The following is a 17,699-nucleotide window of genomic DNA, read 5'->3' as shown; positions in this document are numbered from 1 at the left end:
TCAATAGAGATGACGCGATTTGCTTGTGTAAGGCTGGATAAAATGAGGAGCCGCTAATACGGAAAGCGCAGAGACCAGCGGCTGCCATTGCTGGTCATGCAAACGATGGCGAGCGGCTCGATATCGCTCCGCCAGAAGGAGGAGTGCGGCGCCTGAAGCACATGGGCGACCGCCGCCCGGATCACGGCCGCGTGGCTGATGGCAATCACATGGCCGCCGAGGGCGGATTCACCGTCCATCCAGCCGGCGACGCGTGTTCTGAGATCAAGAAGGCTTTCGCCACCATGCGGGGCCGCTTCCGGATCGCTCATCCAGGCCACGAGGTTCTCCGGCTCTTCGGCCTCGATCGTTGTGATCGACCTGCCGGCCCAGCGGCCATGGTCGCAGTCACGCAGCGCCTGATCTATCCGGGCTTCGAGGCGGAGCGCGTCAGCGGTCTGGCGGGCGCGCAAAGCGGGGCTGGTGGCGATACGGTCGGCGCGGGGTGGGGCAGCCATCCGGCCGGCGTCTTCCGCCGCCTTGCCTTCCAGCGGTTCGTCAAGTGGGAACAGCGTCTTGCGGCTCGCCGTCGTCGCGCCGTGGCAGATCCAGGTGAGGCGCGTATTCACAGTCTTCCGATCTCCCGGGGTGCAGTGGGACGGCCCTTTGCCGGCTCGTGAAGTTTCGTTGACAGTCTCTTCGGCGAGCAGATATAACCGTGTTGTTGCGGGTTTGGAAGCCGGTGGAAATCCGGCGCGGTCGCGCCACTGTGACCAGCGTGTTGAAGCTTTTTCACGCTGGAAGTCAGACCTTACCGCACAAACACTCTTTCGACTGAACGCGTCATTCCGGAGGAATACATGTCTGACACCACTTTCGCGCCCGCCGCGGCGCCGGCCCCGATCCCCGTCGGCGAAATCCTGCCCTGGGCGATCTTCGGCGGCCTGCTGATGCTTATCGCCATCTATTTCGTTGGCACCGAGGAAGGCGCGATGGCGCTGTTCAACGGCATGTATGTGCACGAATTCGTGCATGACGCCCGCCATCTCCTTGGCTTTCCCTGCCACTAGGGAGATATTGACATGGTTGGAAACCTTCTCCTTCGCGGCATGCTCGCGGGGCTGCTCGGTGGCATCCTCGTTTTCGCTTTCGCCCATGTCTTCGGCGAGCCGCTGGTCGATGCGGCGATCGCTTTCGAGGAGGCGAGCGCCCAGGCGGCCGGCGAAGCTGCCGAACCTGAAATCGTCAGCCGGGCCACCCAGGCCGGTCTCGGCCTTTTCACCGGCGTCATGGCTTACAGCATCGCCGTCGGCGGGCTTTTCGCGCTCGCTTTTGCTTTCGTGCACGGCCGCGTCAGCAATCTTTCGGCGCGCGGCACCTCGGCGGTCATCGCCATTTTCGCCTACGTGGCGATCGTGCTCGTTCCCGCTATCAAATATCCGGCCAACCCGCCGGCGGTCGGCAATGCCGATACGATCGGCGTCAGGACCGAGCTGTTCTTCCTGATGATTGTCGTCTCGCTCGCCGCGCTGATTGCCGCGGTGGCGCTGTCGCGCCGTCTTTCCGAGCGTTTCGGCCTCTGGAACGGCGCGATCATTGCCGGCATCGCCTATCTCGTCTTCATCGTGCTCGTGCTCTATCTGCTGCCGCCGATCAACGAGGTGCCGGAGAACTTCTCGGCCATGGTGCTCTGGCGTTTCCGGACGACAACGCTCGCCATGCATGCGATCCTCTGGGCAACACTTGGCCTTGGCTTCGGGGCGCTGGCGGAAAAGCGGCTTGCTGCGAAGGGCGGCCAGCGGAGCCGGCCGGCAACGGCACTCCGCTGAACGCAATGAAGGGCGCCGTTTTGCCGGCGCCCTTGGGTTTTCAAGCGACCATGAAAAGCAGCAGAGCCATATCAATCCTGTCGGCGGCCTTTGCCGCCGCCTTCTTTTGCATGCCTGCTGAAAACGCCCTTGCTCATAGTCGCAGCGCCGGCGGCAGCCAAGCGGGTCTCGATATCCCAGAAATTTCGCATGGCGAGATGGCGGTGATTTCGCACTATCGCGGCCGAATTATCGGCCTGTGTCCCGCGCAGTCGATACAAACGAGCCCTTCCGCCGCGTTCTGAACTATGCCGAAATCCAATATTCCTATTGTCTTTGGGGGCGGATGCCGGGCAGCGTGGCCGACGAGGAAAGTCCCTTCAACGAATGCGCCCACGCCTACCTCGCGGCGACGAAAGCTGTGTTGATGGCGATGCGCGAGATGCCAGGGGAGCGGGCTGTGGCGAGTGAAATCATTTCCGCGGTCGACGCCGACATGGTGCGGCGCGGGCTTGCGCTCATCACCTGCCGGTTCAGCGGCGAGGCCTTCAACACCGCCGGTCTCGTCAATCCACGCTGGAGCAAGGTGCCGCTTCATCCCGCCAGCATGGCGTCGCTGACGGCGCTCGCCTTGATGCTCGGGCTTGGTGTCCTTGCGCTGGGCCGCTTTCTGCGGCCGAAGACTCAATCGTCGGAATAGCGCTGCTCGCGCCACGGATCGCCATACATATGATAGCCGTTCTTTTCCCAGAAGCCGGCTTCGTCCTCCGGCATCAGTTCGATGCGGCGCAGCCATTTGGCGCTTTTCCAGAAGTAAAGATGCGGCACGACGAGGCGCATCGGGCCGCCGTGGTCCGGCGTCAGCGGCAGGCCTTCCCAGGATGTCACTAGGATCGCGTCCTCGGCGGCGAAGTCGGCAAGCGGCAGGTTGGTGGTATAGCCATCATAACTCGTCAGCATGACGTAAGCGGCTTCCGGCTTCGGCATGGCGAGATCGAGCAGATCGCGCGTGGAAACACCCTTCCATTTGTTGTCGTAGCGCGACCAGGTGGTGACGCAGTGGATATCGCTGACCTTGGTGCTCTGCTCAATCGCGTGGAAGTTGGCCCAGGTGAGGGTGAGCGGGGTTTCGACAAGGCCGCGCACTTCGAGACGCCAGGTTTCGGTGGATATGACGGGCTGCTGGCCGAGATCGAGCACCGGCCAGTTCTTGACGAGGTGCTGGCCGGGCGGCAGGCGCTCGGTTTCAGGGCGGGCTATGCGACCAGTCAGGAACTTGCCCTCAGCCGCCCAGCGCCGCTTGGAGCTGGTGAGCTTGCTATCGGCGGGCGTGTTGTCGTCACTCATGATAGGGTTCCCTTGCGATGCAGCAATAGGATATCGGCCTTTGCCGGGTGTCAAGTTCGACGGCCCTTGGAAATCGCTGCCGGTATTATTAGACTTGGGTATGCCTCACTGGGGAGTGGAGGCGGAAAGGGGAGGAGCCGGATCTGTCTTCGAGATATCGTGCGATAGCGGCGTTGCTGGTGGTGCCGGTGATCATCTTCGCCTTCTTCACCTATGGAAGCGCGATCGCGACGCGCGCCTATATGGGGGAAGCCTCGGCGCAGGCGGGAACGGCGTTGCGCCTTGCCGTCTCGGCCCTCAGCGGTCACCTCAACCGCTACGAGGCGCTGCCGGCACTGATCGCCGATCACGACGACATCAAGGAACTGGTGAGTGCACCCGAGGATGCGGTCTTGCGCGATGCGGCCAATCTCTATCTCAAGGAGATCAACGGCCTGCTGAAATCCTCCGACATTTATGTGGTCAAACCTGATGGAGAGACCATCGCGGCCAGCAATTACGATGGACCGGGAAGCTTCGTCGGGCAGAATTTCAGCTACCGGCCTTATTTCCAGGACGCGATCGAAGGCCGGCAGGCGCGGTTCTATGCACTCGGCACTACCTCGCTAAAGCGCGGCTATTATTTCTCGGCGCCTATCAGGGTGGAGGCGGATATTCGTGGCGTCATCGTCTTCAAGGTCGATATCGACATGATCGAAGCCTCCTGGGGCGGCGGCGAATACAAGATCTTCGTTTCCGATCCGGAGGGTATCATCTTCATGTCGGGCAGCCCGGAATGGCTGTACGGGGCGATCCTGCCGCTGACGGCTGACCGTATCGCACGGACGGAAGCGTCGCGGCGTTATGCCAATGCCAGGCTGACAGAGTTGCCGGTGTCGCGCCAGCGCTTTGAGCCGCATGAGCTGATGACGCTTAACGGCGAGCGCGGGTCTAGCGAATATCTGGTGCTCTCGCACTACATGCCGACCGAAGATTGGACGGTGAACGTGCTGATGGAAACGAGTTCCATTCGCGCCCAGGCGCGCACGGCGCTTGCGGCCGTCTTTCTCATCCTCTGCATCGCCGGGCTTGCGGTCGCAGTTCTGCGCCAACGGCGGGCGCGGCTTGCCGAGCGCATGCAGTTGCAGGCCGAGGCCCGCAACGAGCTGGAACGGCGCGTCGAGGAACGCACGGCCGACCTTGCTCGCGTCAACAGCCGCATCGAAGAGGAAATAGCCGAGCGGCGGTTGACCGAGCAGCAGCTGCGCCAGACCCAGGCCGACCTCATCCAGGCCGGAAAACTTGCCGGTCTCGGACAGATGTCGGCTGCCCTTTCCCACGAGTTCAACCAGCCGCTCGCCGCCGCCAAGACCTATACGGACAGCGCCTCGGTGCTCATTGATCGCGGTCGGACGGAGGAGGCGCGGGACAATATCCGGCGCATCGGCGGGCTGATCGACCGGATGGCATCGATCAGCCGTCACCTGCGCAACTTCGCCCGTAAGCCGAACGAGAAGCTCGGTCCTGTTTCGCTCGACGAGGCTATGCGCGATACGCTCGAGATCATCGCCTGGCGGCTGAAGGCGGCGGAAGCAGAGCTGTTGCTCGATCTCGGGCCGCGTCCGCCGGTGGTGCGTGCCGGCTCGGTGCGTTTGCAGCAGGTGCTGGTGAATGTGATTTCCAATGCGGCCGATGCCGTGGAAGGCCTGGACGACAGGCGCATCGAGATTTCGGCCTTCGAGGAAGCCGGCAAGGTGGTGTTGACGGTACGCGACCATGGGCCGGGCGTGCCACCGGCAATCGGCGAGCGCATCTTTGACCCGTTCTTCACGACCAAAGGCGTTGGCAAGGGTCTCGGCCTCGGGCTTTCGATCTCCTACAATATCGTCAAGGACTTCGGCGGCAGCCTTGCCGCCGTCAATCATCCTGACGGCGGTGCGGTGTTCCGCATCGAGCTGCAATCGGCGGCGGGGCTGATGCCGGAGGCGGCGGAATGAACGATGCGAAGATCCTTCTGGTCGATGACGAGGAGGAGTTGCGCCGTTCGACGGCGCAGGCGCTGGAACTATCAGGCTTCAGCGTCGAGACCTTTTCCAACGGCGACCATGTGCTGGAACTGATCGGCTACAGCTTTCCCGGCGTCGTCGTCAGCGATATCCGCATGCCCGGCATTGATGGCATGACGCTGATGCAGAAGATCCGCGAGATCGATCCGGAGGTGCCGGTCATTCTCGTCACCGGCCACGGCGACGTGCAGCTTGCGGTGAAGGCGATGCGCGAAGGCGCCTATGATTTCATCGAGAAGCCGTTCACGCCCGAAATGCTCGCCGGCGTCATCCGCCGGGCGATGGAGCGGCGCGGCCTCGTGCTTGAAAACCGGCTGCTGAAGGCGGTCGCCGGCAAACGCGACGATATCGAGGCGCGGCTGCCGGGGCGCACGCAGGTGATGGTGGACCTGCGCTATCGCATCCGTGCGATCGGGGCGAGCGATGCCGATACGCTCATTGTCGGCGAGACGGGAGCCGGCAAGGAGGTGGTGGCGCGGGCGCTCCACGATATCAGCGGCCGGGCAAGCCGGCCGTTCATCGCAATCAATTGCGCCGCCCTGCCGGCGAACCTGATCGAGAGCGAGCTTTTCGGCCATGAGGTCGGCGCCTTTCCGGGCGCGGTAAGGCCGCGTTACGGAAAATTCGAACACGGGCGCGGCGGCACCATTCTGCTTGATGAAATCGGCTCCATGCCCTTCGACCTGCAGGCAAAGTTCCTACGGGTGCTGCAGGAGCGGATGATTTCCCGGTTGGGATCGAATGAGACGGTGGCACTTGACGTGCGCTTTATCGCGACTAGCAAGGTGGATCTCGAGGCGGAGGTGGCGGCGGGGCGTTTCCGCGCCGACCTGTTCTACCGGCTGAACGTTGCGACGCTGCATGTGCCGTCGCTGTCGCAGCGGCGGGCGGACGTTCCACTGCTCTTTCTGCAGTTGGTGCGGGAAGCCGCCGCCCGCTACGGCCGCGACGAGGTGGCCGTGCCGCCCGAGGTGATCTCCGACATCGCCCAGCGCGACTGGCCGGGCAATGTGCGTGAACTGAGGAATGCGGCCGACCGTTTGGTTCTCGGTCTCGACGATGGCGGCCCACAGACCGGCGAGGCGACCGGGCTTGCGGAGCGCGTCGCCGAATTCGAGCGGGGTGTCATTGCCAGCGCGCTGGTGGCGCATGGCGGCAGCCTCAAGCCGGTCTATGAGACACTCGGCATTTCCCGGAAGACCCTCTACGAAAAGATGCAGAAATATGGCCTCGACAAGCGGATGCTGACCACCGAGGACTAATCTCGGCGGTTGCCTGTGTTCGTTATGGGTGGAAATCCACCCATCGCACAAGCCGTTTGTTTCCAAATCGACCCATGCTGCATCGCACTGACGCAAAATCGTCTGTCAAAAGTGGCCGCACTGATTGCGGGTCGGTTTTTCCCGGCGGCAAATAGGTCATGCCCGGCGCGGAGGATGTGTCGGCGGGCTTGCTTGTTTCATCAGGGAGGAAACGATGAAAATTCTGAAGGCCATGCTTGGCCTGACCGCGGCTGCCGCAGTCTCTCTTCTCGCCGGCGCCGCTTCGGCGCAGACCTATCCCGAACGCACCATCACCATGGTCGTGCCCTTTGCGGCCGGCGGCCCGACCGACACCGTCGCGCGCCTCGTCGCCGAATCCATGTCGAAGGATCTCGGTCAGCAGATCGTCGTCGAAAATGTCGGCGGCGCCGGCGGGACGCTCGGCGCCGGCCGCGTGGCGAGCGCCGATCCCGACGGCTACACGATCCTGCTTCACCATATCGGCATGGCGACCAGCGCCACGCTCTACCGCAAGCTCGCCTATGACACGCTCGGTGCCTTCGACTATGTCGGCCTCGTCACCGAGGTGCCGATGACGATCGTCGCGCGCAAGGATTTCGAGCCGACCGACCTCAAGGCCCTGATCGAATACGTCAAGGCCAACAAGGACAAGGTGACGGTCGCGAATGCCGGTATCGGTGCGGCCTCGCATCTGTGCGGCATGATGTTCATGAGCGCCATCCAGACACAGCTCACGACCGTTCCCTACAAGGGCACCGGCCCTGCCATGACCGACCTTCTCGGCGGCCAGGTCGACGTCATGTGCGACCAGACGACCAACACGACCAAGCAGATCCAGGGCGGCACGATCAAGGCCTATGCCGTGACCTCGCCGAAGCGCCTCGACGTGATGAAGGACATTCCGACCGCAGTTGAAGCCGGCCTGCCAGGCTTCGAAGTCGGCATCTGGCACGGCATCTACACGCCGAAGGGCACGCCGGCCGCCATCAACGAACGCCTGTCGAAGTCGCTGCAGGTTGCTCTGAAGGACCCGAATGTCGGTGCCCGTTTCGCCGAGCTCGGCACGACGCCATCCTCCGACGCCGATGCGACGCCGGCTGCGCTGAAGGCCAAGCTTGAAAGCGAGATAGCCCGCTGGAAGCCCGTGATCGAGGCTGCGGGGGAATATGCGGACTAGTGAGGGATGTGCCAGGAATAGCCCCTCACCCTAACCCGACCGGGGTCGAGCCACTGGTCTCGACCCGTCCTTTCGACCCTGAACGGGGAGAGGACCTGCCCGAAGAATAGTGGCAGAGGCCGGCGGCGGATCCTCTTCTCCCCGCTTGCGGGGCGAAGGTGCCGGCAGGCGGATGAGGGGAAATCGCTGCAGCAACGACGCTCCATCTCCAACTCCAGGAGACACCATGAAATCCATCAGTTTCGATACGACCAATGCGATCTGCGGCGGGCTTTTCGTCGCGACCGGCGCTTTCTTCGCCATCCAGTCGCTGGGGCTCGACCTCGGCACGGCGGTGCGCATGGGACCCGGTTATTTTCCGCTGGTGCTGGCCTGCGTGCTCGTGCTTCTCGGCGCGATCATCTTCATTCAGGCGTTGCGCGTCGAGGGAGAGCCGATCGGTCTCTTCGCCTGGCGCGGCATGTTCTTCATCCTGCCAGCGCCCGTCTTTTTCGGGCTGACGGTGCGCGGGCTCGGATTTGCGCCGGCGCTGTTTTTTACCGCGTTCATCGCCTGCTTCGCATCGCAAAAGATGAACGTGTTCTTCGCGATCATCCTTTCGCTGCTGCTGACGGTCTTTTCGGTTGCGGTTTTCAGCTATGGCCTCGGCCTGCCGTTCGAGCGTTTCGGCCCCTGGGTCCGGTTCTAGGAGGCGATGATGGACCTTTTCAGCAATCTCGCGCTCGGTTTTGCGACAGCCGGCACTCTTGACAATCTGCTTTTCTGCCTGATCGGCGTGCTGCTCGGCACGCTGATCGGGGTGCTGCCCGGTATCGGCGCCACGGCGACGATCGCCATGCTTTTGCCGATCACCTTCCAGCTCGAACCGGTCTCCTCGCTGATCATGCTGGCCGGTATCTATTACGGCGCCCAGTACGGCGGTTCGACGACGGCGATCCTCATCAACATGCCGGGCGAATCCTCCTCCGCCGTCACCGCGATCGACGGTTACCAGATGGCGCGCAAGGGCAGGGCGGGGGCAGCGCTTGCGATCGCAGCACTCGGTTCGTTCTTTGCCGGCACGGTCTCGACCTTCCTCGTTGCGATCTTCGCGCCGCCGCTCACCGCGATTGCGCTGCAATTCGGCTCGGCGGAATATTTCTCGCTGATGATCGTCGGCCTCGTTTCGTCGATCGCGCTTGCGCACGGCTCCGTCGTCAAGGCCTTAGCGATGGTGGCGCTCGGGTTGCTGCTCGGTCTGGTCGGCACCGACATCTATACCGGCACGCCGCGCTTCACGCTCGGCATCCGCGAATATGCCGACGGGCTGAATTTTGTGGCGCTCGCCGTCGGTGTCTTCGGCGTGGCGGAAATCCTCCGCAACCTCGAAGGCGAGTCGACACGTACCGTACTAATGGCCAAGGTGTCCGGCCTTTTACCGTCTCGTCAGGAATTCAAGGAAATGATTGCGCCGATCATTCGCGGCACGGCGATCGGTTCGGCGCTCGGCATTCTACCGGGTGGCGGCGCGATCCTTGCCTCCTTTGCCTCCTATACGGTGGAGAAACGCCTGTCGAAGACGCCGGAGGAATTCGGCAAGGGCGCCGTTGCCGGCGTGGCGGGGCCGGAATCGGCCAACAATGCAGGGGCGCAGACCTCGTTCATTCCGCTTTTGACGCTCGGCATTCCGGCCAATCCCGTCATGGCGCTGATGGTCGGCGCGATGATCATTCAGGGGATCGTCCCGGGACCGAATGTCGCCACCGAGCAGCCGGCGCTGTTCTGGGGCATCATCGCCTCGATGTGGATCGGCAACCTGATGCTGGTTATCCTCAACCTGCCGCTGATCGGGCTCTGGGTGAAACTCTTAACCGTGCCCTATTACGTGCTTTTCCCCGTCATCATGGCCTTCTGCTCGATCGGGGTCTACAGCGTCAACGCCAATGTCTACGACCTCTATGCCGTCGCCTTCTTCGGGTTGATCGGCTACGTGCTGGCAAAGCTTCGCTGCGAGCCGGCGCCGCTCCTGCTCGGCTTTGTGCTCGGGCCACTGCTTGAGGAGAACCTGCGGCGGGCGATGATCCTGTCGCGCGGCGATCCGATGACCTTCGTCACACGGCCGATCAGCGCCACGCTGCTGGCGATCGCGGTCGCCGTGCTGATCGTGGTCTTCCTGCCGAGCGTCAAGAAGAAGCGCGAAGAGGTGTTCGTCGAAGAGACTTGATGGTTGAACTTGCGGCCTGTTTGATGAACAAAGGATGATCTGACGCGGGCGCCGATGGGCGCCCGTTACGCTTGACAGGACATTCAGGCTCATGAGCATCCCCGCCCGGATCAAGGACGATCTGCCGTTCCTGATCTCTTTGCGCCGCGATCTGCATGCCTATCCCGAACTCGGCTTCGAGGAGGAGCGCACTGCCGGCATCGTCGCGAGGCTTCTCGAGGAGGCTAATATCACGGTGCATCGCGGGCTGGCCGGCACCGGCGTGGTCGGCACGCTCACAGTCGGCAACGGCACGCGCAGGATCGGGCTCAGGGCCGATATGGATGCGCTCGCCATGCCTGAAACGGCGGAGCGGGCTTATAAATCGACCGTACCCGGAAAGATGCATGCCTGCGGCCATGATGGCCACACCACGATGCTGCTGGGTGCCGCGCGTCATCTGGCGGCGACGCGGGGTTTTTCGGGCACGGTGCATTTCATCTTCCAGCCGGCCGAAGAGGGCCGTGGCGGCGCGAAGCGCATGGTGGAGGAGGGGCTGTTCAAGCTTTTCCCCTGCGACGCTGTCTACGGGCTGCACAATATGCCGGGACTGTCGGTCGACGAGATTGCCGTGGTCGAGGGGCCGCAGCTCGCCTCCTCCGACAGCTGGCGCATCACCTTTCGCGGCATCGGCACGCACGGCGCCAAGCCGCATCTCGGCCGCGATCCGATCACGGCCGCCGCCACCTTCCTGTCATCGCTGCAGACGATCGTCGGGCGGGTGGTCGATCCGCTGCAGCCGGCGGTTGTCAGCGCCTGTTTCCTGCAGGCGGGCGACCCGAAGGCTTTGAATGTCATTCCCGATATCGTAGAGATCGGCGGGACGGCGCGAGCTTATTCGCCCGATGTGCGCGATCAGTTGGAGAGCGAGATTGGTCGGCTGGCCAGCGGAACGGCCGCCATGTACGGCATATCGGCCGATTATCGTTTCGAGCGGCGCATTCCGCCCGTCGTCAATGATGGGGATGCGACCTCCCGAGCGCTTGCCGCCGCCGGCGCGGTGTTCGGCGGGAAGGTGCGGACAAGCTTTCCGCCGTCGACAGCAGGCGACGACTTTGCCTTCTTCGCGCAGAATTCGCCAGGCTGCTACGTCTGGCTCGGCAACGGCCCGGCAGTGGACGGGGCGCTGCATCACAACACCGCTTACGATTTCAATGATGAGGCGCTTGGGTATGGGGCGGCTTATTGGGTGGCGTTGGTGGAGCGGGAGTTGAAAAGGGAAACTTAAGCGTTTGCCGCACCCTCTCATCCGACCCTTCGGGCCACCTTCTCCCCGCTGGGGAGAAGAGGGTTGCTGCGACGTCTCGACTCCTCTTCTCCTCTCGGGGAGAAGGTGGCCCGTAGGGCGGATGAGGGACTGCACCGCAATCCCTTGGTTGCGGTCTGTGCGCCCCGACCCTACAAAACCTCCAGCACCGGGCTTTCCAGCACCTTGCCCGTCACCACATCGGCAATCCCCCGGTCCGTCTGGTGCGGGCCGGCATTGCAGGCAAGCGTGGCGCCGAAGCAGGCCTTGAAGACCCGGTAGGGCGGTTTCCAGTCGACGATTTTTTCCATGGCCTTGCGGATGCCGGCGAAGGCCGAAGCTGTGTCCTTCAGCGATGCGTCGGTCACCAGGCCGGAGAGCGGCAGCGGCAAGATTGCCTCGATCGCGCCGTCTTTGGCGACCGCCATGCCGCCGCCGGCTGATATGACGGCGTTGGCGGCGAGCGCCATGTCGCGCGCATTGCCGCCGAAGACGGTGAGGTTGTGGCTGTCATGCGAAACGGTGGTGCAGAAGGCGCCGCGCCAGTCGCCCCAGCCGGTGAGGAAGCCGAGGCGCGGGATGCGGTCGGCCTTGCCGTGGCGATGGGCGACGGCGATCATGGCGCTGCCGGCCGGCGGTACCACGAAGCCATTCGTGACCTCCGTCTCCGCCTCACCCCATTGCGTGAAACGCGGGCGGTCGATGGTGGCGACCCGGACGCGTTCGCCTCTCGACGGGATGCGGAAATCATCCTCGGTGAATTGCGGCAGCTTCACCGAATTTTCAAGCGGCGCCGTGTCGAGCTGCTGGATGTCGACCTGCATGCTGCCGTTGCGGGCGACGATGCGGCCGCTTGAGATGACCAGCCGCGCCCGGAATTCCTCAAGATCTTCGAAGAGCACGATGTCGGCGCGGCGGCCAGCGGCGACAAGGCCGAGATCGGAGCGCTTCAGGCGCTGAGCGGCGTTGAAGGTCGCAGCGCAGAGCGCCCATTCCGGCTTCATGCCGTAGCGCACGAGGCGGCGGATGACGTCGTCGAGGCCGCCGCTTTGATCGAGTTCATCGGGAAAGACGTCGTCGGTGCAGAGCGTCACGGTCGCGGGCAGGTGGCCGAGACCGTTCAGCACCTCGACGAATTCCTGCAGCAGATGGTCGTGGGAGCCGCGCAGCTCGATCGTCAGGCCGGCTGAAAGCTTGGCGGCGAGGTCGGCGCCGGAAGTAAGTTCGTGGTCGGAGGTGACGCCCGCTGCCATGAAGGCGTTGAGGTCGGCACCCCCAAGGCCGCGGGCATGGCCACAAACGAGCTTGCCAGTGGCAAGACCGGCATTGACGATGGCGTTCATGCGCGGATCGCCGTCGATGACGCCGCGCATGTTCATGACCTCGGCAACGCCGCCTACGGCCGGCGAGCGCAGCATCTCGGCGATGACGGCGGCATCGAAATCGGCGCCGGCCAATTCCAGGCCCGGTGCCGACGGCACGCAGGAGGGGGCGAGCAGGATCATGCGCAGCGGCAGTGAGCGTGCCGCCTCGATCGCCCAGCGCACCCCATCAAGGCCATGGACATTGCCGAATTCGTGCGGATCCCAGACGATGGTGGTGACGCCGCGCGGCAGCACGGCGCGCGCATATTCGGCCGGCGTCACCATCGAACTTTCGATATGCATATGGGTGTCGATCAGGCCGGGTGTTGCGATGCTGCCCGCCGCATCGATGATCTCGGCCGCATCCGTGCGGCTTGCCGGGGCATGGACGCTTGCGATCAGCGCGCCGACGAGTCCGATATCGGCCTCCCGGATCAGGCCTGTCACCGCGTCTAGCAGCCGGCCGCCGGTAATCAGCACATCGAAGGGGGCGTCGCCGCGTGCAGCCGCGACGGCGCGGGCGCGCAAGGCGGGATCGTTAAGATCGGCGGGTTCTTGGCGAGGGGTGGCGTTCATTTGCGGGCCTCGTTGACCAAGGCGGCGAGAATGATCCCGCGCGCCCTATCGGCATCGATTTCGGCGGCGAATTGCGCATTGAAAGCCGCGTGCGTGGCGCGGGTCTCGACGACGGTGCGGCCACGGGTCAAGCTGCCCTGAAGCTCGACGTCGATGCGCGCGGGGCGGAAGCCGACGATATCGGGAGCCACGAAGGCGACCGCGGCAGAAGGATCGTAGATCGCCATACCGGGACGGCCGCGGCTGGTGCCGATGCGAATGTAACCTGCAAATAGATCGGCGATCAGCTCGGCATTGGTGCCGCCGGCATTGCGCACCGGCTCGGTATCCTCCGGCTTTGCCAGCACCTTGCGGCAGAGGTCGAGGTCGACCATGCGCAGCGGCAGGCCATGGGCGATGACGATCGACAGAGCTTCGGGATCGGCGAGTGCGTTGAACTCAGCGGACGCCGTGTGGTTGCCCAATGTGACGCCGCCGCCCATCCAGACGAGGTCGTCGATGCGGGCGGCGAGGTCGGGGCGGGCGAGCGCCACGGCGGCGATATTGGTGAGCGGTCCGAGCGCCAGGATGCGGTGCTGGCCGTCACGTTCCAGCCAGCGGCAAAGCGCTGAGAAGGCATCGCTTTCGGCAAGGGCTGATGCCTCCGGCAGGCTCCTGCCGCTCGTCGGGATGCCGGTTGCGCCGAGGATCGCCTGGGCGGTTTCGAGCTTGCCGAGAACCGGCATGGCGCGGCCGGTGTGGATGGGGAACTTCCAGCCGAATGCAGTGGCTGCGCCGGCGGCGTTCCTTCTCACCTGGGGCAGCGGCGCATTGCCGAAGACCAGCGATATGCCGTCGATTTCGAATTCCGACTGTGCCACCACCAGAATGGCGGCGATGTCGTCGAAGCCCATGTCTGTATCGATCCAGACGCCCATGACTTCACCCGAACCGTTTGAGGTTGGCCGCACCGGCAACCGGCAGGTCGAAGGCGAGCGCGCTGCCGATCTCGTGCGGCGGCAGGCGTGCATCGATCTCGGCCTTGATGGGCCCAAGCGGCGTATCAAGGAGATATTCGCGGGTATTGCCGGCGAAAGAGGTGCCGCGCACGGTGCCCTGGAATGGACCGGAGCCAAGGTTCACCATGCGCGGACGCCAGGCGAGGCCCGCCCCGGCGTCTGCGACCGGAGCGGAAAGCGCGACTGGGCCGTTCGGCGTCGCAAGCTTTCCATCCTTCAGCGCAAAGACATTCTCGAAGCCGACGAAATCGGCGACGAAGGCGGAGGCGGGATGATTGTAGATCTCCTCAGGCGTACCGATCTGCTCAATGCCGCCGTTCAGCATGACGACGATGCGGTCGGCGAGCGCCAAAGCCTCCACCTGATCGTGAGTCACGAAGATCATGGTGACCCCGGTTTCCTTCTGGACGCGCTGCAATTCGGCGCGCATTTCGAGGCGTAGCCGGGCATCGAGATTGGAGAGCGGCTCGTCAAGCAGCAGCACTTTCGGCTCCATCACCATTGAGCGGGCGAGGGCCACACGCTGCTGCTGGCCGCCGGAGAGTTCGGCCGGCTTGCGGCTCGCGAAGGCGGCGAGGCCGACGGATTTGAGGCCAGCGCCGACGCGGGCGTCGAGATCGGCGCCCGAGATGCCTTTGAGACGCAGGCCGAAAGCGACATTCTCATGGACCGTCAGATGCGGGAAAAGCGCGTAGGACTGGAAGACGAGGCCGACGGCGCGTTTGTTGGCTGAGACGCGGGTGATATCGGCGCCGTCGAGGCGGATGCGGCCGGAGGCAGGCGTCAGCAGGCCGGCGATGGCGCGCATCGTTGTCGTCTTGCCGCAGCCCGAGGGGCCGAGCAGCGCCACCAGTTCGCCCTTGCCGATCGCGAGGTCGAGATTTCCGACCGCAACCGTATCGCCATAGGCAAGCGTCAGCTTGTCGAGTTGAAGATAGGCATCAGACATAACGCGAGAATCCCAGGAAACGTTCGGCGAGGAAGACGATGCCGATGGAGAGAAAGGCGAGAAGGGCGGAGAGCGCCGCAATGGACGGGTCGTAGGTGGTTTCCATGTAGCCGAGCATGTCGACCGGCAGCGTCCTGACGCCGGGACCGGAAAGGAAGAGGGAGACAGGCACCTGGTTGAAGCTGGTAACAAAGCCGAGGATGAAGGCTGCAAGAATGCCGCCGCGGATATTCGGTATCACCACGCGGAAGAAGGCGCCGAGCCTGGAGGAGCCGAGCAGGACGGCGGCCTCCTCGATATCCGAGCGCAGATTGTCGAGGCTCGCCGAGACGACGCGCACGGCATAGGGCAGTACAAGGGCGGTATGGGCAAAGAAGAGCGCCAGCGTGATGTTGAAGCCGAAGGGCACGACGAGATAACGCAGCAGCGCCAGGCCGACGATGATGCCGGGCACGATGATCGGCAGCGAGACGACGGTGCGGACGGTTTCGGCCGCCGGCAGCCGGTAGCGCGACAGGGCATAGGCGGCCGGGATGCCGAGGACGAGGGCTGCGAGCGTCCCGAAGACGGCAAGGAACATCGACATGGCGAAGCTGTCGCGGAAACTCTCGACGGTGAACACCTTCATCACCCAGCGCAGCGACAGTCCTTGCGGCGGGAAGGCCAGCGTATCGCCTGCCGACAGCGACGCGGCGATGATGATCAGGAAGGGACCGATCAGAAAGACCAACAGCAGGAAAAGCACAATGGGCGAAAACAGGCGCAGGGTCATCGGCGGCTCCTTGCCGTCGCAAGCCGTTTCAGCAGGATGTTGGCCGCAAAGCTCATGATGATCAGGATGAAGGCGATGACGCTGGCCGAGACGAAATCATTGGCGACGGAAACCTGCTGATACAGCAGCGTTTCCAACATCAGCACCTTGGAGCCGCCGAGCACGGCAGGGGTGATATAGGCGGTCAGCGATCCGGTGAAGACAAGCGTGCCGCCGACGACGAGGCCTTCCCTGGTCAGCGGCAGGATGACTTTCCAAAAGACCTGGAACCAGTTGGCGCCGAGCACGCGGGCAGCGGGAATCGCATCCTTCGGCATGTTCTCGAGCGCACTGATCAAGGAGAGGATCATCAGCGGCAGAAAGAGCTGCAGGAGGCCGATGAACACGGCGGTCTCGGTGAACAGCAGCCGCAGCGGCTCGCCGCTGAGGCCGAGGCCCGTTATCGCCTGGTTGACGATGCCGGTGCGGCCGAGAATGACGATCCAGGCATAGGTGCGCGCCACCGGCGAGATCATCAGCGGCAGGGTGATGAGGCCGATCATGCGACCCTTGCCAGTCGGCGGCAGGTTCACAATAGCAAAGGCTGCGGCATAACCGATGACCGCCGAGACGGCGGTGACTTCGAGGCCGAGCCGGAAGCTGCGCAGGAAAACGGTGCGGTTCAGCGTCTCGGAGAAGAAACCGGCATAGGCCGACAGTGTCCAGGCGCCGCCGGCACGGAAGCCCTCCGACAGCAAGACTGCGACGGGCAGCAGGAAGACCACGGTCGCGAAGACGGCTGCCGGCAAGGCCAGCGCCATGGCTTCTGCGCGGTTCTGGAACATGAGGCGCCTTTCGAGCGGACAGAGGATGGTCCCGGCAGGGCGCCGGGACCGGTTCTCACGCAGGCCTTACTGGCCGACCTTGTCGTTCCATGACTTCAGCCAGCCGGCGCGGTTGTCGAGTGCGACGGCCGAAGGGATCAGCTTGAGGCTCTTGGCCGTTTCTTCGCCATAGGTGAGGTTGTTGGCGGCGGCTTCGGAAAGCTTGACCTCGCTGTTTGCTGGACTGTCGACCAGCTTTTCGGCGAGTTTGGTCTGGATGTCGGTCGAAAGCCAGAAATCCATGAACTGCAAGGCGAGATCCTGGTTCTTCGAACCTTTCGTCAGCACCAGCACATTCATGCCGCCGGTCTGACCCTCTTTCGGCGTTGCCCAGGCGACTGGAACGTCGAGCTTGGTAAAGCCTGCCCAGGAGAAACGGCCGATCGGCGCTGCCCAAATCTCCTCCTGCTGCATCAGCTGTACGAGCTGCGAGGATTTTTCGTAGAAGGTGACGATGTCGTCCTTCTTCTCGCCCAGCGCCTCGATCGGACCCTTCAGATCGGGCGTGTCCTTTCCGAGCGCCTGGCCCAGCATGTAGAGCGCCGGCGGCCCCTGGTTGGTCGTCACGTTCGGAAAGGCGACGTGGCCGACATATTCCGGCTTCAGGAGATCGGCCCAGGAGTCGATCTTCATCTTGTCGGAACGATAGGCGATCGAGGTGGCATAGAAAGTGTAACCGACGCTCATGCCGTCGCCGTTCGGATCCTTGGCGACGTCGTAGAGCTTGGCGAAATTGGCGAGCTTAGCGGTGTCGACCTTGTCGATCAGGCTTGCACGGGAGGCAGCCAGTGCATCGGCCATGGAAACGGCGGCGAGGTCGACGACGGGATTGGCCTTGTTCGCTTCCATCTTGGCCAGACGCTCGACGCTATTGCCTGTCTCGACCACGAGCTTGCAGCCGCATTTGGCTTCGAAGGGATCATAGACCAGAGTTTTGAAATCGTCTTGTGCAAAAGCATAGACCGAGATGGTCAATGTGCGGTCCGCTGCTGTTGCTCCGAACGGAGATAGGGCGGCGAGTGCTGCCGAGGCAATGAGCGCTTTTTTCAT

General features: G+C 63.6%; 16 protein-coding genes, 1 pseudogene and 1 riboswitch. Of the genes and pseudogenes, 9 read left to right on the top strand and 8 right to left on the bottom strand.

Annotated elements, in window-relative coordinates; genetic code table 11:
• Window positions 1–53 precede the first annotated feature (53 nt).
• Window positions 54–608 (bottom strand): histidine phosphatase family protein, encoded by a 555-nt coding sequence (locus K6N12_RS14145; protein ID WP_097629270.1) that lies wholly within the window; start codon window positions 606–608, stop codon window positions 54–56.
• A 76-nt stretch (window positions 609–684) separates the two neighbouring features.
• Window positions 685–827: riboswitch (adenosylcobalamin (AdoCbl) riboswitch) on the top strand.
• A gap of 12 nt (window positions 828–839) precedes the next feature.
• On the opposite strand from K6N12_RS14145, the gene K6N12_RS14140 reads away from it, so the two are divergent.
• The 3 genes and pseudogenes from K6N12_RS14140 (at window position 840) to K6N12_RS14130 (ending at window position 2,487) form a co-directional block, all read left to right on the top strand.
• Complete coding sequence (locus K6N12_RS14140) at window positions 840–1,049, top strand: CbtB domain-containing protein (RefSeq protein WP_097629271.1); 210 nt, start codon at window positions 840–842, stop codon at window positions 1,047–1,049.
• Between the two features lie 12 nt (window positions 1,050–1,061).
• Window positions 1,062–1,808: a CbtA family protein gene (locus K6N12_RS14135; RefSeq protein WP_097629272.1), complete on the top strand. Its 747-nt coding sequence runs from the start codon at window positions 1,062–1,064 to the stop codon at window positions 1,806–1,808.
• 50 nt (window positions 1,809–1,858) lie between these two features.
• A pseudogene (locus K6N12_RS14130) lies at window positions 1,859–2,487 on the top strand (hypothetical protein).
• On the opposite strand, the gene K6N12_RS14125 reads toward K6N12_RS14130, so the two are convergent.
• A complete protein-coding gene (locus K6N12_RS14125) occupies window positions 2,472–3,134 on the bottom strand; it encodes a sulfite oxidase-like oxidoreductase (protein WP_131711041.1) in 663 nt (220 codons plus the stop codon). The pseudogene K6N12_RS14130 and the gene K6N12_RS14125 overlap by 16 nt on opposite strands.
• A 179-nt stretch (window positions 3,135–3,313) precedes the next feature.
• Between K6N12_RS14125 and K6N12_RS14120 the strand changes: the two genes are divergently transcribed.
• The 6 genes from K6N12_RS14120 to K6N12_RS14095 all read left to right on the top strand — a co-directional run bounded on the left by K6N12_RS14120 (window position 3,314) and on the right by K6N12_RS14095 (window position 11,109).
• Window positions 3,314–5,110, top strand: coding sequence for a sensor histidine kinase (locus tag K6N12_RS14120; protein WP_275593019.1), 1,797 nt, complete (start codon window positions 3,314–3,316; stop codon window positions 5,108–5,110).
• Entirely contained in the window at window positions 5,107–6,441 is a 1,335-nt protein-coding gene (locus K6N12_RS14115) for a sigma-54-dependent transcriptional regulator (RefSeq protein ID WP_097629275.1), read from the top strand. Before K6N12_RS14120 ends, K6N12_RS14115 begins: the two co-directional genes overlap by 4 nt.
• A 214-nt stretch (window positions 6,442–6,655) precedes the next feature.
• The gene (locus K6N12_RS14110; protein WP_097629276.1) at window positions 6,656–7,639 is read left to right on the top strand and encodes a tripartite tricarboxylate transporter substrate-binding protein; all 984 of its coding nucleotides are present in this window, start codon (window positions 6,656–6,658) and stop codon (window positions 7,637–7,639) included.
• Between the two features lie 226 nt (window positions 7,640–7,865).
• Window positions 7,866–8,327 (top strand): tripartite tricarboxylate transporter TctB family protein, encoded by a 462-nt coding sequence (locus tag K6N12_RS14105; RefSeq protein ID WP_088937727.1) that lies wholly within the window; start codon window positions 7,866–7,868, stop codon window positions 8,325–8,327.
• Window positions 8,328–8,336: 9 nt separating this feature from the next.
• The gene (locus K6N12_RS14100; protein ID WP_097629277.1) at window positions 8,337–9,842 is read left to right on the top strand and encodes a tripartite tricarboxylate transporter permease; all 1,506 of its coding nucleotides are present in this window, start codon (window positions 8,337–8,339) and stop codon (window positions 9,840–9,842) included.
• A 91-nt stretch (window positions 9,843–9,933) separates the two neighbouring features.
• On the top strand, window positions 9,934–11,109 hold the full coding sequence (locus K6N12_RS14095; protein WP_097629278.1) for a M20 aminoacylase family protein: 1,176 nt from the start codon (window positions 9,934–9,936) through the stop codon (window positions 11,107–11,109).
• 170 nt (window positions 11,110–11,279) lie between these two features.
• Here K6N12_RS14095 and K6N12_RS14090 read toward each other — a convergent pair whose 3' ends face one another.
• The 6 genes from K6N12_RS14090 to K6N12_RS14065 all read right to left on the bottom strand — a co-directional run bounded on the left by K6N12_RS14090 (window position 11,280) and on the right by K6N12_RS14065 (window position 17,699).
• On the bottom strand, window positions 11,280–13,067 hold the full coding sequence (locus tag K6N12_RS14090) for an adenine deaminase (protein WP_097629279.1): 1,788 nt from the start codon (window positions 13,065–13,067) through the stop codon (window positions 11,280–11,282).
• Entirely contained in the window at window positions 13,064–13,984 is a 921-nt protein-coding gene (locus K6N12_RS14085; RefSeq protein WP_097629280.1) for a nucleoside hydrolase, read from the bottom strand. The genes K6N12_RS14090 and K6N12_RS14085 overlap by 4 nt, the downstream gene beginning before the upstream one ends.
• A 4-nt stretch (window positions 13,985–13,988) precedes the next feature.
• The gene (locus K6N12_RS14080) at window positions 13,989–15,014 is read right to left on the bottom strand and encodes an ABC transporter ATP-binding protein (RefSeq protein ID WP_097629281.1); all 1,026 of its coding nucleotides are present in this window, start codon (window positions 15,012–15,014) and stop codon (window positions 13,989–13,991) included.
• Window positions 15,007–15,786: an ABC transporter permease gene (locus K6N12_RS14075; protein WP_097629282.1), complete on the bottom strand. Its 780-nt coding sequence runs from the start codon at window positions 15,784–15,786 to the stop codon at window positions 15,007–15,009. The genes K6N12_RS14080 and K6N12_RS14075 overlap by 8 nt, the downstream gene beginning before the upstream one ends.
• Complete coding sequence (locus K6N12_RS14070) at window positions 15,783–16,610, bottom strand: ABC transporter permease (protein ID WP_097629283.1); 828 nt, start codon at window positions 16,608–16,610, stop codon at window positions 15,783–15,785. The genes K6N12_RS14075 and K6N12_RS14070 overlap by 4 nt, the downstream gene beginning before the upstream one ends.
• Window positions 16,611–16,676: 66 nt before the next feature.
• Entirely contained in the window at window positions 16,677–17,699 is a 1,023-nt protein-coding gene (locus K6N12_RS14065) for an ABC transporter substrate-binding protein (RefSeq protein WP_097629284.1), read from the bottom strand.

This window comes from Rhizobium redzepovicii (assembly GCF_019793435.1).
Classification (GTDB): Bacteria; Pseudomonadota; Alphaproteobacteria; order Rhizobiales; family Rhizobiaceae; genus Rhizobium; species Rhizobium redzepovicii.
Note: the sequence above shows the minus strand (reverse complement) of the source record. Positions and strands in the feature narration are given on the sequence as shown.

Coding starts and splice junctions, on each gene's coding strand:
- K6N12_RS14140 (WP_097629271.1), top strand. CDS start 840: ATGTCTGACACCACTTTCGCGCCCGCCGCGGCGCCGGCCCCGATCCCC.
- K6N12_RS14135 (WP_097629272.1), top strand. CDS start 1,062: ATGGTTGGAAACCTTCTCCTTCGCGGCATGCTCGCGGGGCTGCTCGGT.
- K6N12_RS14125 (WP_131711041.1), bottom strand. CDS start 3,134: ATGAGTGACGACAACACGCCCGCCGATAGCAAGCTCACCAGCTCCAAG.
- K6N12_RS14115 (WP_097629275.1), top strand. CDS start 5,107: ATGAACGATGCGAAGATCCTTCTGGTCGATGACGAGGAGGAGTTGCGC.
- K6N12_RS14110 (WP_097629276.1), top strand. CDS start 6,656: ATGAAAATTCTGAAGGCCATGCTTGGCCTGACCGCGGCTGCCGCAGTC.
- K6N12_RS14105 (WP_088937727.1), top strand. CDS start 7,866: ATGAAATCCATCAGTTTCGATACGACCAATGCGATCTGCGGCGGGCTT.
- K6N12_RS14100 (WP_097629277.1), top strand. CDS start 8,337: ATGGACCTTTTCAGCAATCTCGCGCTCGGTTTTGCGACAGCCGGCACT.
- K6N12_RS14095 (WP_097629278.1), top strand. CDS start 9,934: ATGAGCATCCCCGCCCGGATCAAGGACGATCTGCCGTTCCTGATCTCT.
- K6N12_RS14090 (WP_097629279.1), bottom strand. CDS start 13,067: ATGAACGCCACCCCTCGCCAAGAACCCGCCGATCTTAACGATCCCGCC.
- K6N12_RS14085 (WP_097629280.1), bottom strand. CDS start 13,984: ATGGGCGTCTGGATCGATACAGACATGGGCTTCGACGACATCGCCGCC.
- K6N12_RS14080 (WP_097629281.1), bottom strand. CDS start 15,014: ATGTCTGATGCCTATCTTCAACTCGACAAGCTGACGCTTGCCTATGGC.
- K6N12_RS14075 (WP_097629282.1), bottom strand. CDS start 15,786: ATGACCCTGCGCCTGTTTTCGCCCATTGTGCTTTTCCTGCTGTTGGTC.
- K6N12_RS14070 (WP_097629283.1), bottom strand. CDS start 16,610: ATGTTCCAGAACCGCGCAGAAGCCATGGCGCTGGCCTTGCCGGCAGCC.
- K6N12_RS14065 (WP_097629284.1), bottom strand. CDS start 17,699: ATGAAAAAAGCGCTCATTGCCTCGGCAGCACTCGCCGCCCTATCTCCG.